The organism is Agromyces seonyuensis (assembly GCF_009789225.1).
In the GTDB taxonomy this organism is placed as follows: Bacteria; Actinomycetota; Actinomycetes; order Actinomycetales; family Microbacteriaceae; genus Agromyces; species Agromyces seonyuensis.
The window spans coordinates 30,760-45,575 of the sequence record NZ_WSTA01000001.1; the positions used below are offsets into that span (position 1 = coordinate 30,760).

The 14,816-nt window shown below is 71.2% G+C and carries 11 protein-coding genes; 4 read left to right on the plus strand and 7 right to left on the minus strand.

Annotation, left to right across the window (positions count from 1 at the left end; genetic code table 11):
• Window positions 1–49 precede the first annotated feature (49 nt).
• Together GB864_RS00135 and GB864_RS00140 are read left to right on the plus strand one after the other, a co-directional pair.
• The gene (locus GB864_RS00135; RefSeq protein WP_160422247.1) at window positions 50–2,269 is read left to right on the plus strand and encodes a beta-galactosidase; all 2,220 of its coding nucleotides are present in this window, start codon (window positions 50–52) and stop codon (window positions 2,267–2,269) included.
• 65 nt (window positions 2,270–2,334) lie between these two features.
• Window positions 2,335–3,198 carry an AraC family transcriptional regulator gene (locus GB864_RS00140; RefSeq protein ID WP_160422248.1) on the plus strand — a complete coding sequence of 288 codons (864 nt, stop codon included), beginning with the start codon at window positions 2,335–2,337 and terminating at the stop codon, window positions 3,196–3,198.
• 16 nt (window positions 3,199–3,214) lie between these two features.
• Here the strand turns inward: GB864_RS00140 and GB864_RS00145 are convergent, their stop codons facing one another.
• Window positions 3,215–4,453: a cellulase-like family protein gene (locus tag GB864_RS00145; RefSeq protein WP_336603821.1), complete on the minus strand. Its 1,239-nt coding sequence runs from the start codon at window positions 4,451–4,453 to the stop codon at window positions 3,215–3,217.
• Window positions 4,454–4,646: 193 nt separating this feature from the next.
• On the opposite strand from GB864_RS00145, the gene GB864_RS00150 reads away from it, so the two are divergent.
• Window positions 4,647–5,444 carry an alpha/beta fold hydrolase gene (locus tag GB864_RS00150; protein WP_160422250.1) on the plus strand — a complete coding sequence of 266 codons (798 nt, stop codon included), beginning with the start codon at window positions 4,647–4,649 and terminating at the stop codon, window positions 5,442–5,444.
• A gap of 54 nt (window positions 5,445–5,498) precedes the next feature.
• Here GB864_RS00150 and GB864_RS00155 read toward each other — a convergent pair whose 3' ends face one another.
• Window positions 5,499–6,338, minus strand: a complete 840-nt coding sequence (locus GB864_RS00155; protein ID WP_160422251.1) for an aldo/keto reductase — start codon at window positions 6,336–6,338, stop codon at window positions 5,499–5,501.
• Between the two features lie 47 nt (window positions 6,339–6,385).
• A complete protein-coding gene (locus GB864_RS00160; RefSeq protein WP_160422252.1) occupies window positions 6,386–7,591 on the minus strand; it encodes an MFS transporter in 1,206 nt (401 codons plus the stop codon).
• A gap of 119 nt (window positions 7,592–7,710) precedes the next feature.
• On the opposite strand from GB864_RS00160, the gene GB864_RS00165 reads away from it, so the two are divergent.
• Window positions 7,711–8,172 (plus strand): MarR family winged helix-turn-helix transcriptional regulator, encoded by a 462-nt coding sequence (locus GB864_RS00165; RefSeq protein ID WP_160422253.1) that lies wholly within the window; start codon window positions 7,711–7,713, stop codon window positions 8,170–8,172.
• A 78-nt stretch (window positions 8,173–8,250) separates the two neighbouring features.
• Here the strand turns inward: GB864_RS00165 and GB864_RS00170 are convergent, their stop codons facing one another.
• From GB864_RS00170 to GB864_RS00185, 4 genes are all read right to left on the minus strand, one after another.
• The gene (locus GB864_RS00170) at window positions 8,251–9,666 is read right to left on the minus strand and encodes an alanine--tRNA ligase-related protein (protein ID WP_160422254.1); all 1,416 of its coding nucleotides are present in this window, start codon (window positions 9,664–9,666) and stop codon (window positions 8,251–8,253) included.
• A gap of 242 nt (window positions 9,667–9,908) precedes the next feature.
• Window positions 9,909–12,947 carry an alpha-mannosidase gene (locus tag GB864_RS00175; RefSeq protein ID WP_160422255.1) on the minus strand — a complete coding sequence of 1,013 codons (3,039 nt, stop codon included), beginning with the start codon at window positions 12,945–12,947 and terminating at the stop codon, window positions 9,909–9,911.
• Between the two features lie 35 nt (window positions 12,948–12,982).
• Entirely contained in the window at window positions 12,983–13,876 is an 894-nt protein-coding gene (locus GB864_RS00180; protein ID WP_160422256.1) for a carbohydrate ABC transporter permease, read from the minus strand.
• 2 nt (window positions 13,877–13,878) lie between these two features.
• On the minus strand, window positions 13,879–14,811 hold the full coding sequence (locus GB864_RS00185) for a carbohydrate ABC transporter permease (protein ID WP_160422257.1): 933 nt from the start codon (window positions 14,809–14,811) through the stop codon (window positions 13,879–13,881).
• Window positions 14,812–14,816: the final 5 nt, after the last annotated feature.

Genomic DNA, 14,816 nt, shown 5'->3' on the forward strand with positions numbered 1-14,816 from the left:
GCTCACGCTCCGGCACACGCCGTGGGGAGCGCCGCCGTCTCCGCCGGCGATGGCGAACGAGATCGACGCCCGACCCGGACTGGCCCTGACCTCCCGCTCCCTCGTGCGCAACGGTCGCCCCTGGATCCCGGTCTCCGGCGAACTGCACTATTCGCGGGTTCCGCGGGAGCGCTGGCGCGAGCGGCTCCAGCTCATGCGCTCGGGCGGCATCGACGTCGTCGCGACCTACGTGTTCTGGCTCCACCACCAGCCGCAGCCGGGCGAAGCCCGGTTCGACGGCCGGCTCGACGTCGCCGAGTTCATCCGGCTGTGCGCGGAGCTCGAGCTCGAGCTGATCCTGCGGATCGGCCCCTGGTGCCATGGGGAGGCGCGCAACGGCGGGTTCCCCGACTGGGTGCAGGCCGCGCCGGTGGCCCATCGCACCGACGATCCGGGCTATCTCGAGCTCGTCGCGGACTGGTTCGCCCGCCTCTCGGCCGAGATCGCACCGCTGTGCGGTCCCGACGGCCCGATCATCGGCATCCAGATCGAGAACGAGCTCTACGACCAGCCGCAGCACCTCGCCACGCTGAAGGGCATGGCCCGCGAGCTCGGCATGACGGCGCCGCTGTACACCGCGACCGCATGGGGCGGTGCGGAACTGCCCGGAGCAGAGCTCTTCCCGCTGTACTCCGGCTACGGCGACGGCTTCTGGGTCGACGCCGACGCCCCGTGGGACGCGACGTTCCGCCAGCACTTCTTCTTCAGCGACCAGTGGGACGACCCCGGCGTCGGCGCCGACGTCCGCGGCGTCGACATCACGGACGTCGCGGTCAAGGAGCGGGACGACCGGTTCCCCCCGGCCACGTGCGAACTCGGCGGCGGCATGGCGACGCCGTACCATCGTCGGGTCGTGCCGGCAGGAGCGGACATCGCGGCCGTGGCGAATGCGAAGCTCGGCAGCGGTTCCGCGTGGCAGGGCTACTACATGTACGCGGGCGGCACGAACCCCGCCGACCGCGGCCCGATGCAGGAGTCGCACGAGACGGGGTATCCCAACGACCTGCCCGTCTTCGACTACGACTTCCACGCGGCGATCGGCGCCGCCGGCGATCTCGGTCCGAGCCACTCGGCCCTGCGACGCCAGCACGCCTTCATCGCCGCGTTCGGGGCCGAGCTCGCCGGGATGCCGGCGAGCTTCCCGGATGCGTCGCCGAGCGGACCCGAGGATGCCACGACCCTCCGGTGGGCCCTCCGCAGCGACGGCCGCCGCGGGTTCGTCTTCGTCAACTGGCACCAGCCGCACGTGCCGCTGCCGCCGCGGCACGGGGTCCGATTCCGCCTCGAGCTCCCCGGCGGCGAGCGGACCATCGGCGGCGCCGGCCTCGACATCCGGCCCGGCGTCGTGGCGCGTTGGCCCTTCGGCCTCGACGTCGGCGGCGTCGAGCTGCTGTGGGCCAGCGCCAGCGCCCTCACGGTGCTGGGCGAGGACACCCTGGTGCTCGTCGCCGACTCGGTCGATGACGTGCGGTTCGCGGTCGATCCGGGGGTCGACGTCGTCGGCGCCGAACTCGGGCTCGACGGCGCGTTCGTCGTCGACGGCGAGACGGGCGGCCTCGTGGAACTCGTCCGCGGCGACGCGCGCGGCACGCTCCTCGTCGTCGGCCACGAGGACGCCGAGCGGGTCTGGGTCCTCGAGCGTCCGCATCGCCGGCTGCTCCGGTCCGCCTCGCCGATCTGGAGCGACGGCGACCGCCTCGGCGTGCGATCGGCGTCGCTCCCGGCGGTCTCGGAATGGCGGGGGGCGTGGATGCCTCTCGACCTCGCCGCGGAGGCGACGGGCACGGGCCGCGACGACGTGGCGATCCTGCAGACCCGCGACGCGGGTGAGCCGTCGGCGGGCTACGGCACGTTCGCGGGGCGTCCCTCCGCACCGGACACGGCATGGCGAGCCGGCATCGGCGCCACCTGGCGGCTCGGGGATCTCGGGGCTCCGGTCGACGGGCTCCGGCGCACCCTCGAAGTCGTGTGGGCGGGCGACGTCGCCGAACTCCTCGTGGACGACGTCGTGGTGGCCGACCGGTTCTGGGACGGCACCGTCTGGCGCATCGACCTCGACGCCCTCGACGGGGCCGTCGCGGACCGAGCGGTCATCCGCATCACCCCGATCGCCCGTGAGAGCCCGGTCTGGCTGGCTCCGGCGGCCGCGGACCGGTTGCGGGCGGGTGCCGCCGCGACGGCCTCCCTCGACGGCGTCGTGCTCGTGCGCTCCGCGATCTGGCGGGCATGAGCTCGGCCGTACCGATCCGGTCGGCTCCCCGGGTTACTGCGGTCGACCCGTGGCACGATATCCGGATGAAACTCGCCGAGGGGTTCGCGAACGAGCGCGTCTGCATCGTGCCGCGGCCGCTCGTGCAGGAGGCGCTCGCCCGCCCCGTGACCCGACGGCTCGTCGTCACCGACGCCGGGCTCTTCCCGGAAGCACGCCATCACGAGCGCGCCCGCCCGAACGGCGCGGACGAGGCGATCGTCATCGTCTGCACGAGCGGCGCGGGCTGGGTCGAGGTCGCGGGGGTCCGTGCCGGGGTCGGCGCCGGGTCGGCGGTCGTCATCCCGAGCGGCGTTCCGCACCGCTACGCCTCCTCCGACACGTCGCCCTGGACGATCTGGTGGTGCCACCTGCGCGGATCGGACGTCGACGAACTGCTCGCCGCAGCCGGCGCGAGTGCCGAGCGGCCGGTGCTCCAGTTGCGCGGCGTCGAACGGATCGTCGCGCTGATCGACGAGATCATCACGTCGATGGAGCGCTCGACCTCGCCCGTGCGGCTGCTCGCGGCAGCCGGGAACGCGTGGAAGCTGCTGACCCAGATCGCCGTGGACCGTGCGACGCCCGAACGCGGCGACCCGCTCGAGCGGGCGATGTCCTACCTCGAGGAGCGCGTCGACGGTGCGGTGAAAGTGCCCGAGCTCGCGGCGATGGTCGGCGTGTCCTCCTCGCACCTGGGCGCGCTGTTCCGCGCCGCCACCGGCGGGGGAGTGCTGGCCTACCAGACCGGGCTCCGGATGTCGCGGGCTCGGCAACTGCTGGACGGGAGCACCCTCGGCATCGCGGAGATCGCGATCGCGACCGGCTACCAGGACCCGCTCTACTTCTCGCGGCTCTTCAGCCGGACCCACGGCACGAGCCCGAGCCGGTACCGGGCGCAGCGGAAGGGATAGCAGCCCGAGGGGGCCGTCACGCCCGGCCGAGGATGATCGCGTTCGCGCGGCGCTGCCAGGCCGTGTCCGCCCACATCGGGTGGTGGGGTGCTGCGTTCGACGTCGGCACCGCCCCCCAGGCGCCCTCCGCGGCCGCCGCCCTCAGGCCGGTCTCGGCGAGGTCGGTGCCGACCGGGCCGTCCTCGAACCGCGCATGGAGGGGCGTGTAGCCGACCCAGCCCTCGCCGATCACGAACGGCACGTCGCGACGGCGGGACCACGCCCCGATCGCCTGGACGCGCGAGCGGATCTCGCGGTGCATGAGTTCGCGGTAGTCGCCGTAGTGGTCGTAGAGCCAGAGATCCCACCGTCGCGGATCGATGCAGTCGTACGTGTACAGCATCTGGTCGGTGATCACGGTCGCCTCGAGCCGCCAGGCCTCGGGCCGCCCGTACTCGGCGAACGACGGCGCGTCCTCGCGCAGCAGCGCACGCAGTTCCGAGTTCGGGAAGCCGGCGGAGCCGGTCTCGCGGACGTCGATCCGATCCTGCAGCGCTTCCAGCACCCCGTAGGCGTAGACGTGGAACTGGCCGACCGCGAGGCGCGACGGGAGCCCGGCGAGATCGAGATGGGGCGGCTTGCCGTAGCTCACCGTCGCCGGGACCGTCGGATGCCGGAGGGTGAGCGCTTCGAGGGCGTCGTCGACGGCCTCGGCCGCACTCGGGGTTCCGGAGAAGTCGACCTCGTTGTGCAGTTCGACGAATGCCACGCGTTCGAGGTGCCCGGCCGCTTCGAGCGCATCGAGCAGGTCGCCGGTCGCGTCCGCGAGCGCGTGCAGGCGTTCGTCGTGGGGCACCCCGGCGAGGTAGCGCCACCAGTCCGGATCGGCGGCGAAGGCCGCCGACTGCTGGTACTCCCAGGAGGAGAGGATGACGACCACCTCGTGCCGAGCCGCCGCGTCGAAGAGCCGGAGCAGCCGGTCGCGCAGGTCGATCGCGAAGCCGCCGCGCACGTCGTACCACCGTGTGGCGTCGCCGTAGAAGCCGCCGTCGCGGGCTCCGAGGCCCGAGATGCCGAGCCGCGGCGGCAGCGCTCCGTCCCCGGACGCCGCGAGGTGCATCGGGGCGGCGCAGATCCGGACCGCGTTGTAGCCGCGATCGACCGCTTCGCGCATCGCCAGATCCAGATCGGCGTAGGGCTCGCCGGTTCCCGCACGCGTGTACCAGGAGAAATCCCACAGGGTGATGGCCAGTCGATCGGGCAGGTGAGCACGCACCGTCCCGACGCTAGCCGCCGCACCTCCGGACCGGGATGGGCGGACGGATGCTCCGCATGGACGATCTGCGGGCTCGAGGCGACGGGTGCCGTTCGCGGACGGCGCGGTGCCCGTCGCGTCTCGTCGGGTTCGATGCCCACGCGGCATCCTGCCTCGGTACCCCCGTCGCCGCACGGGAGGGCATGATTTCGATGTGAGCCCCGACATCCCCGGCATGACCGACATGCCCGCGCCCCTGTACGTCATGAGCACCAACGGTCGTCGCATCGCGACGTACACGTGGGGCGACGAGGAGGCCGAGACCGTGCTGCTCGTGCATGGCTTCGCGTCGAGCGCACGGGACAATTGGGTGATCACGGGGTGGGTGCGCGACCTCCTGCGGGCCGGCTACCGGGTGATGGCGATCGATCAGCGCGGGCACGGCGCGAGCGACAAGCCGTACCACGATCGGGCCTACGTCATGGATCTGTTCGTCGAGGACATCGTCACCGTCCTCGACGACTACCTGCTCGAACGCGTCCACTACATCGGGTACTCGCTGGGCGCCCGGGTGGGCTGGCAGGTCGCCGTCGCCCATCCCGAGCGCATCGACCGGGCAGTGCTCGGCGGCATCCCCGACGGCCGCCCGCTCGCGCGACTGCAGACCGAGCAGGCCCGGGCGTTCCTCAAGGACGGCACGCCCGTCGAGGACACGGTCACGAACAACTACGTGATGCTGACCGCTCGCGTGCCCGGCAACGACCTCGGCGCGCTCATCTGCCTCGCCGAGGGGATGCGGATCGGCGACGCAGACCCGGACACCGCGAACCCGCCGACGCAGCCCGTGCTGTTCGCGACCGGCAGCGAGGATGCGATCCTCGAGCGCTCGCGTCGGCTCGCCGAGGCGACGCCCGGCAGTCGCTTCCTCGAACTGCCGGGCCGCCACCACTTCAACGCACCGGTCTCCCGCGAGTTCCGGACCGCGGCGATCGGCTTCCTCGCCGAGGGCTGAGTCGCCCGCGCCGCGCTCCGGCGATCGGCGATCGGCGGAGCGCAGCGAGAGCGCTCAGCCGTGGAACTCCATCGGATGCGGGCCCGTGCGGCCGTCGCGCTCGAGGGCGTCGATCGCGAGAAGATCGGCTTCGCCGAGTGCGAAGTCGAAGACCGCCAGGTTCTCGGCGATGCGGCGCGGCGTCACGGACTTGGGGATGACGATCCGGCCCTGCTGCAGGTGCCAGCGCAGCACGACCTGTGCGGGCGTCTTCCCATGGGTGGCGGCGATCGCCGAGATCACGGGGTCGCCGAGCACCGCGCCTTGGGCGAGCGGGCTCCACGCTTCGGTGGCGATGCCGTAGCGCTCGTTCGCCGCGACGACATCGCGGTTCTGCAGCGCCGGGTGCAGCTCGACCTGGTTCACGGCGGGTACGACCGAACCCGCGTCGACGAGGCGTTCGAGGTGCTCCGGCTCGAAGTTCGAGACGCCGATCGCCCGCACCCGCCCATCGGCGTGCAGCCGTTCGAGCGCACGCCAGGTGTCGAGGTAGAGCCCGCGACCCGGAGCCGGCCAGTGGATGAGGTAGAGGTCGAGCGACTCGAGGCCGAGCGCCGCAAGGCTCGCGTCGAACGCCCGCAGGGTGCGGTCGTACCCGTGCTCGCTGTTCCAGACCTTCGAGGTGACGAACACCTCGTCGCGGGCGAGGCCGGACTCGGCCAGCGCCTCTCCGACGCCCGCTTCATTGCCGTAGATCGCGGCGGTGTCGATACTGCGGTAGCCCGACTGGAGGGCCGCGGCGACTGCGTCCGTCGTCGCAGCGTCCGGCACCTGGAAGACGCCGAAGCCGAGCTGGGGGATCGTGACGCCGTTGTTCAGGGTGATCGTCGGAACGGTGGCGGCGGTGGTGTTCATCGAGTTGCTTCCTTCGTGCTGCATGGCGATGCGGGTGGTGGGAGGGGTCAGCGGGTCGGTGCGGAGGTCGCTGCGAGGGCGACATCCTCGGCGGGCGCCGCTGCGGGGGAGCGCCGTGCCCGTGCGGCGGCGACGGCCAGGACGACGACCGCGCTCGCCGTGATGACGGCGCCGATCCAGATGGGCGAGGTGTAGCCGAGGCCGGCGGCGATACCGAGTCCGCCGGCCCAGGCGCCGAGGGCGTTGCCCACGTTGAACGCGCCGATGTTGGCGCCGGATGCGAGCGTCGGCGCGTCGCCGGCGTAGGTCATGATCCGGCTCTGCAGACCGGGCACGGTTCCGAAACCGAACCCGCCCATGAGGAACAGCGCGACGATCGTGGCGGGCTGCGATGCAGCGAGCAGTGCGAAGAGCGCGAGCACGACGATGAGTGCGGAGACGAACCAGAGGAGGGTCGCATCGACGGAGCGGTCGGCGAGTCGGCCGCCGAGGAAGTTGCCGAGCACGAGTCCCGCGCCGAAGAGCACGAGCAACCACGGCACGGCGCCGGGCGCGAAGCCGCCGACCTCGGTGAGCGTGTAGGCGATGTACGTGAAGGCGCCGAACATCCCGCCGTAGGCGAGCACGGTGACGGTGAGGGAGAGCCAGACCTGGCCGGAGCGGAAGGCTCGGAGTTCGCTCCGCAGGCGCACCCGGTGCTCGGGTGCGGGGAGCTTCGGGACCAGCAGTGCGATGCCGATGAACGCGAGCACGCCGATCGCCGAGATCGCCCAGAAGGTCGAGCGCCATCCGAACTGCTGGCCGAGGAAGGTCCCGAACGGCACGCCGAAGACGTTCGCGGCGGTGAGGCCGGTGAACATGATCGCGATGGCCCGGGCCTGCTGCGCCGGTGCGACGAGGCTCGCGGCGACGACGGAGCCGATGCCGAAGAACGCGCCGTGGCAGAGTGCGGCGATGATCCGGCCGAGCATGGCGACCCCGTAGTCCTCGGCGAGCGCGGTGAGCACGTTGCCGACGATGAAGAGCACGACGAGACCGAGCAGCACGGGTTTGCGGGGGAGCCGGGTGGTGGCGGCGGTCAGTCCGAGCGCGCCGATGACGACGCTGAGCGCGTAGCCGGAGATCAGCCAGCCGGCGGTGGTCTCCGAGACGGCGAAGTCGCTCGCGACCTCGGGGAGGAGTCCCATGATGACGAACTCGGTCAGTCCGATCCCGAAGGCGCCGAGCGCAAGGGCGATCAATCCTGGAGGCATGGTGGTGCTCCCTGTTACCTTAGTGGGGTAGTTGCAGACGCGGGATATTGCGAGTGCGGGACATATCGTTGCACACGCAAATAGTCCGCGCAAGCAAGTAATCTGAGGAGAGGCTGGCCATGGGGATCGCCGACGACGCCGTCGAGGTGCGCGCACGCGGGTGGCGCACCCTTGCCGCCCTGCACGGGCTGATCGAGTCGACGCTCGAGCGCCGCCTCGGGGAGGCGGTCGGGCTTTCCGTGGTGGAATACACCGTGCTCGACGCGCTCGACCGTCAGGACGGCTGGCATATGCGCATGCAGCAGCTCGCCGGGGCGACCGCGCTGAGCGCGAGCGCGACGACGCGGCTCGTGACGCGGCTGGAGGACCGAGGCCTGCTCACCCGTGTGCTCTGCGCCGACGACCGTCGCGGCATCTACACCGAGTTGACGCCCGCGGGCCGTGAGCTCTACGAACGGGCACGCCCCATCCACGACGAGACGCTCGAGCGGGTGCTCGGGGAGGCGGCGGCACGGCCCGAGCTCGCGCCCCTCGTCGATGCGCTGCACGTCGTCGCGCCGTCGGAGGCAGCGCTCGCCTGATCGGCCTGCTCGGGCATCCTGACGGCGACGGCGACGGCGACGGCGACGGCGACGGTGGTGCGTGTCGCGGCGACGCGCTCAGACGTGCAGCGTCGTGGCCCCGCGCGAACGGGCGCGCTGGAGTTCCAGCTGCTCGTCGAACTGCGCCTGCCAGTCCGGGCTGAGCTCGATGCCCTGGCTCTGGGCCTCCTCCACGGCCAGTTCCAGGGGGAACCCGAACGTGTCGGAGAGGACGAAGAGCTCGACCCCCGTCATGCCGCTGCCGCGGAACCCCGTGAGCTGCTTGAGTCCCTTGCGGAGCGTCCGCCGGAACGACTGCTCCTCCTTGACGAGCACCCGCTCGACGTATTCCGCGTGCTCGGCGACCTGTGGGAAGTGCGCCTCGTAGATGCTCGCGATCGTCGGGATGATCTGCGGGAAGAAGTTCTCCTCGAGCCCGAGGTCGAACGCGAAGCGGATGGCCCGGCGCACGAGCCGGCGCATCACGTAGCCCTGCGCCTTGTTGCTCGGTTTCACGCCGTCGACGGCGAGGAACGTCGCCCCGCGCAGGTGGTCGGCGATCACCCGCATCGCGCGCTGCTCGTCGTCGTAGGACCTGCCCGAGAGCTCCTCGAGGCGTTCGATGATCGGCCGCAGCAGGCTGATGCGGAAGACGTCTGGCGTGTCCATCGCCGCGGCAGCGATGCGGGCGAGGCCGCCGCCGTAGTCGACGTTGCGGCGGGGGAGCGGCTCGAAGCCGTCGGCGGCGCGCCGGTACTCCATGAAGACCGAGTTGCCGAGCTCGATGAAGCGCCCGCAATCGCAGTTCTGGTGGCAGTGCTCGCCGAACGCCGGGTCGTGCGCGATCTGCGGGAAGAGGTAGAACATCTCCGTGTCGGGGCCGCCGGGTTCGCCGATCGGCATGTCCTCGGCCTTGCCGCCGCGGCACCACCAGTTCTTCTTGCTGTAGAAGGCGATGCGGGCCCCGCCTGTGCCGACCGCCGCCGCGTGCTCCTCGGTGCCGAGATCGACCTGGTCGGTCGTCGCACCGGCCGCGGCGAAGAGCCCGGTCCAGATCGCCGCCGACTCCTCGTCCTTCGGGATTCCGTGCTCGGGATCCCCGCTGAAGCACGAGACGTAGATGCGGTGCGGATCGAGCCCGACCCGCCCGGTGAGGAACTCCCACACCTGGGGGATCTGCTCCTGCTTGAAGTAGTCGCCGAGGCTCCAGTTGCCGAGCATCTCGAAGAACGTCGTGTGGCGGTTGTCGCCGACCTCGTCGATGTCCTGTACGCGCAGGCAGGTCTGACTGTCGGCGAGTCGGCGACCCGCCGGATGCTCGGCGCCGAGCAGGTATGGCAGCAGCGGCTGCATCCCGCTGCCCGTGAAGAGCGTCGTCGGATCGTCGTGCGGCACGAGCGGCGCCCGTGGGATGACGACGTGGCCGCGTTCGACCATGAGTTCGAGGAAGGCGGATCGGATGTCGTCGGCGGTGAGTGGCTGAGCGCGCTCCATTTCCACATTCGACACCATGGGAGGCGCGGGTGTCGAGGTTCTCTCAGGCCCTGCTTGCCGGTTCGCGTTTCGTCGGGATAGGTTCTCCTGCACGGGGGATGCGGATTCAAGTCGCCTCGCCAGGTGCGATTCCTGGGTCCTCCACACTGGCGCTGCTCAGCCGGAGCCGTGGAGCACCGACAGCGGATGCCGTGCCCGGCTGGGCACGGCATCCTCGGTTCTGGGCGATCCGGCCGCGAGGATCAGCGCGCGAAGCGCAGCGTCACGATCTGGAAGGGACGCAGGCTCAACTGCGCGCTCGCCGAACCGGCGTCGACGTACGTCTCGGCGAGCGCAGTCCGCTCGACCTCGCGCTCGAGCAGGTCGGTCTCCTCGATGCCCCGCGCTTCGAAGCCGGCCGCGACCGTGGCCGACGTGCGGACGCCGAGCGCCTCGTAGAGCCGGACGACGACGTCGCCGCTGCCGTCTTCGGCGAGTTTGACGGCCTCGACGACGACGCCGGGCGCGTCCACCCGCACCAGCGGCGCGATCTCGGCGACGGCCGCCCCCTCGATCACGCGGACGGGCAGGTTGCAGCGGTAGCCCTCCGCGACCGCGTCGACGACGTCGGCGCCGATCGCGAGGCCCACCCGGAGCGAGTGCTCGCCCTGGTCCTGGGTGGGGTCCGGGAAGAGCGCCGCGCGGATGAGGGAGAGGCGCACGGTGCTGACCGTGCCGCCGCCGGTTGCCCGGGCCCGCCGGGTGACGTCGTGCCCGTACGTGGAGTCGTTGACGACGGCGACGCCGAAATCGGGCTCCGCGACGCGGATCCAGCGGTGCGCGACCGTCTCGAAGCGCGCGGCGTCCCAGGACGTGTTCGTGTGGGTCTTTCGCTCGATGTGGCCGAACTGGATCTCGGAGACGGCCGAGTCGGTGTGCACGTCGATCGGGAAGGCGAGCTTCAGCAGCTTCTGCGTCTCGTGCCAGTCGAGGTCGAACCCGAACTCGAGTACCCGCGATCCGGCCGGCAGCGCGAGCCGCTCGACGACCCTCGACGCCCCGAACGAGCGCACCACGACGATCGCATCGCCGTCGACGCCCACCGAGTCCGCCTCGACCAGATCGGTGACCGTGTCGCGGTAGGTGACGTCCACGTCCCAGGCATCCCACTGCGTCGGGGTGTCCCGGTGCAGCTGCAGCAGACCCGCGGCCTCCCCGGGCGCGACCGCCTCGCGCCCCGAGACGACGTCGACGGCGGAGGTCACGAGGCCGCGGGCATCCACGACCACCCGCACGACGCCGTTGTCGAGCACCCAGCCGTCGCCGAGCGGCTCGGGCGTCGTGAGCGCTGCGACGTCGGCGACCGCCGCCCCGAGCGCCGGGATGCCGTCGCGCTCGTGCGGGGCGGCGTTCACCCGGAGCGTCCCCTCGCCCGAGCCGGCGAGCGCCCGCAGGCTCGTCGCGATGATGTCCTCGAGCTCACGTGCGATCGCGGCGTAGTTGCGCTCGGCGTCCTGGTAGACCCAGGCGATCGACGAGCCGGGCAGGATGTCGTGGAACTGCTGGAGCAGCACCGTCTCCCACGCGCGGGCGAGCCGCTCGGCCGGGTACTCGGCGCCCGTGCGCACGGCCGCCGCGGCCGCCCACAGCTCCGCCTCGCGCAGCAGGTGCTCGCTGCGGCGGTTTCCCTGCTTCGTCGCGAGCTGGCTCGTGTAGGTGCCGCGGTGGAACTCGAGGTAGAGCTCGCCCACCCACACCTCGGGATCGGCGTACTCGCCCTCGGCGGTCTCGAAGAAGTCCCGTGGCGTCGAGTGCACGACCCGCGGCGAGCCCTCGAGGGAAGCAGTGCGCGCGACCGCCTGGGTCATCTCCCGCGTCGGGCCGCCGCCGCCGTCGCCGAAGCCGTAGGGCAGGAGCGACACGGTGCCGTGCCCCTTGTCGGCGTAGTTGCGCTCGGCGTGGGCGAGCTCGGCCGCCGAGACCACCGAGTTGTAGGTGTCGACCGGCGGGAAGTGCGTGAACAGGCGCGTGCCGTCGATGCCCTCCCAGCTGAACGTGTGGTGGGGTACCCGGTTCGTCTCGTTCCACGAGATCTTCTGCGTGAGGAACCAGCGGGCGCCCGCCGCCTTCGCGATCTGGGGGAGCGCGCCCGTGTAGCCGAACGAGTCGGGCAGCCACACCTCGGGGGTGTCGAGGCCGAACTCGCGCAGGAAGAAGCCCTTGCCAGCGACGAACTGTCGCGCCATCGCCTCGCTGCCCGGCAGGTTCGTGTCGGACTCGACCCACATGCTGCCGACCGGGACGAAGCGGCCCTCGGCGACGCGGGCACGGATGCGCTCGAACAGGTGCGGGTACGTCGCCTTGATCCACGCGTACTGCTGCGCCGAGGAGGCCGCGAAGACGAAGTCGGGGTCCTCGTCCATGAGCGAGAGCACGTTCGAGAAGGTGCGGGCGACCTTGCGCACCGTCTCGCGCACGGGCCACAGCCAGGCCGAGTCGATGTGCGCGTGCCCGACGGCGTGCAGGGTGTGCGCGCTCGCCGCGGCCGGGCTCGCGAGCAGCGGGGCGAGCACCGCACGCCCGGCGGCCGCCGTGCCGGCGACGTCGTGCGGGTCGACCGCGTCGATCATGCGTTCGAGCGCGACGAGGAGGTCCGCGCGGCGCGGCGACCCGGCATCCAATTGCCCGACGAGCCCGCGCAGCGCCCGGGTGTCGGCGAGCAGCGCCGCGACCTCGAGATCGCGCAGCGCCACGTCGACGTGCCGCAGCGTGTAGATCGCCTCGGTCCCCGCGGTCGCACGGTCGCCGACGGGCGTCGGGTCGAAGGTGAAGAGACTGCCGACATCGGGATTGGAGGCGCCCTCGATGAACACGTCGATCGTGCCGTCCGCCGCCACGGCCTCGGCGACGGCGTTGTTCAGGGGGGCGATGCCGCGGATCGGGTGCCCGGCCGGGCTCCACACCATCGCCTCGCACTGGAAGCCCGGCTGCCCGTTCGTGTAGCCGAGGTCGACGACGAGCTCGGCGCGGGTACCCGGCGGCAGTGCGCCGTCGACGAGCCATTCGGCCGGGACGGCGCCGCCGACGCGGAACCACGTGGTGCCCCATGGGCGGCCCCAGCGTTCGCCGGCGGCGATCGGACGATACTCGCCGGCCGCGGCTTCCTCGAAGGGGACGGGCTCGCCCGGGGCATCCCAGTATTCGAGCCCGAGCGGGGCGGCGGCGCGGTAGACGTTGCGTTCGAGGCGTTCCCGGAGGAAACGGTCGACGCGGAGTTCGGCGAGCGCGGAACGGTCGTGCATGGAGAGTTGCCTTTCGGAGTGGAACGTCGGCCTGATCAGCCCTTGACCGAACCGGCGAGCGCGAATGCGCCGCCGGACAGCCGCTGGACCAGGACGTAGAGGAGGACCATCGGCGTCGCGTAGAGCACCGAGTACGCGGCCAGTTGGCCGTACGCGATCGAGCCGTACTGCCCGAAGAAGTTGAAGATCGAGACGGCGGCCGGGAACTTGTCGGCCGAGAACAGCAGCACGAACGGGACGAAGAAGTTCCCCCACGCGGTCGTGAACACGAAGATGAACACGACGCCGAGCCCCGGACGCATGAGCGGCAGCACGATGCGCCCGAGCGCCTGCATCGAGTTCGCTCCGTCGACCCACGCGGCTTCCTCGAGGGAGATCGGCACCGAGTCCATGAAGTTCTTCAGCATCCAGATCGCCATCGGCAGCGACGTCGCGGCCATGAAGAGGATGACGCCCCAGGTCGAGTCGAGCAGCTTGAGCGAGACGAACAGCGAGTAGACGGGCACCATCATCGCGGTGATGGGCAGGCCGGTGCCGAAGAGGATCGCGTACATGAACGAGCGCTGGAACCGCATCCGGTACCGCGACAGCGGGTAGGCGGCGAGGACGCCGACGACCACGGTGATGAGCGCGGTGCCGAAGGAGATCGCGATGGAGTTCAGCAGCGGCAGCCACGTCTGGTCCCAGTTCATGACCTGCGCGTAGTTGTCGAGCGTCCAGTGCTCGGGCAGCGACATCGACACGGTGGCGCTCTCGTCGAAGGACGAGAAGACGATCCAGAGCAGCGGGACGAGGAACAGGATGCCGATGGCGGACAGGATCAGCGAGGAGACGAGCTTCGCGGAGCTCTTGCGGGGCGAGGCGACGGTGATCGGCCGCTCGCGTTCGCGCTGGGTGACGATGCTGATCGTCGAGGTGCGGTCGGTCATGGTCAGTCCACCTCCGGCTTGAGGATCCTGATGTAGACGATCGAGAAGATCGCCCCGATCAGGAGGGTGACGGTGGCGATCGCGGTGCCGTAGCCGACCTGCGCGAACTTGAAGGCCTCCTGGTAGGCGAGCACGGGCAGCGTCGAGGACTGCGTGCCGGGGCCGCCGCCGGTCATCACCCAGATGAGCGTGAAGACGCCGAGGGTCTGCAGGGTCGTCAGCAGCAGGTTCGTCGAGATCGAGCGGCGGATGACCGGCAGCGTGACCTGCGTGAAGCGCTGCCACGCGCCGGCGCCGTCGATGGTGGCGGCTTCCGTCAGCTCCGGCGGCACCTCGGCGAGGGCGGCGTTGTAGACCATCATCGAGAACGCGGTGCCCCGCCAGATGTTGGCGATGATGACCGTCGCCATCGGCAGGTAGTAGAGCCAACTCGTGCCCTCGAGCCCGACCCAGCCGAGCAGCACGTTGAGCGTGCCGTCGGTGGAGAAGAACGCGTAGAGGGCGAACGCCGCGACGATCTCGGGCAGCACCCACGCGAGCACGACGAGCCCGCCGACGAGGGAGCGCAGCGGCTTGACCGAGGAGCGCAGCAGCACGGCGAGTGCCATGCCGAGCACGTTCTGGCCGATGACGGCCGAGGCGAGGATGAAGAGCACCGTCAGCCACAGCGAGTTCCAGAACTCCGCCGAGGAGAAGAGCGCGGTGTAGTTGTCGAGGCCGATGAACTCGGGGTTCGCGGCGTTGGGCCCCGTCAGGGTGCGGTTCGTCAGCGACCCGTAGAGCGAGTAGACGATGGGGCCGAGCATGAAGGCCGCCAGCAGGAGCACCGCCGGCAGCAGCGGGAGGATGCGGGTGAATGTGCGGCTGCCGCGGCGCGGCCGGGGGTCGGACCCCCGGCCGCGCGCGACCGTGCCGCTCGGAGCGAGCGCGGTCATGTGCG

Excerpts from the sequence above, each read along its gene's own strand:
- GB864_RS00135 (WP_160422247.1), top strand. The coding sequence starts at position 50 with ATGGCGAACGAGATCGACGCCCGACCCGGACTGGCCCTGACCTCCCGC.
- GB864_RS00155 (WP_160422251.1), bottom strand. The coding sequence starts at position 6,338 with ATGAACACCACCGCCGCCACCGTTCCGACGATCACCCTGAACAACGGC.
- GB864_RS00180 (WP_160422256.1), bottom strand. The coding sequence starts at position 13,876 with ATGACCGACCGCACCTCGACGATCAGCATCGTCACCCAGCGCGAACGC.
- GB864_RS00160 (WP_160422252.1), bottom strand. The coding sequence starts at position 7,591 with ATGCCTCCAGGATTGATCGCCCTTGCGCTCGGCGCCTTCGGGATCGGA.
- GB864_RS00140 (WP_160422248.1), top strand. The coding sequence starts at position 2,335 with ATGAAACTCGCCGAGGGGTTCGCGAACGAGCGCGTCTGCATCGTGCCG.
- GB864_RS00170 (WP_160422254.1), bottom strand. The coding sequence starts at position 9,666 with ATGGAGCGCGCTCAGCCACTCACCGCCGACGACATCCGATCCGCCTTC.
- GB864_RS00165 (WP_160422253.1), top strand. The coding sequence starts at position 7,711 with ATGGGGATCGCCGACGACGCCGTCGAGGTGCGCGCACGCGGGTGGCGC.
- GB864_RS00185 (WP_160422257.1), bottom strand. The coding sequence starts at position 14,811 with ATGACCGCGCTCGCTCCGAGCGGCACGGTCGCGCGCGGCCGGGGGTCC.
- GB864_RS00175 (WP_160422255.1), bottom strand. The coding sequence starts at position 12,947 with ATGCACGACCGTTCCGCGCTCGCCGAACTCCGCGTCGACCGTTTCCTC.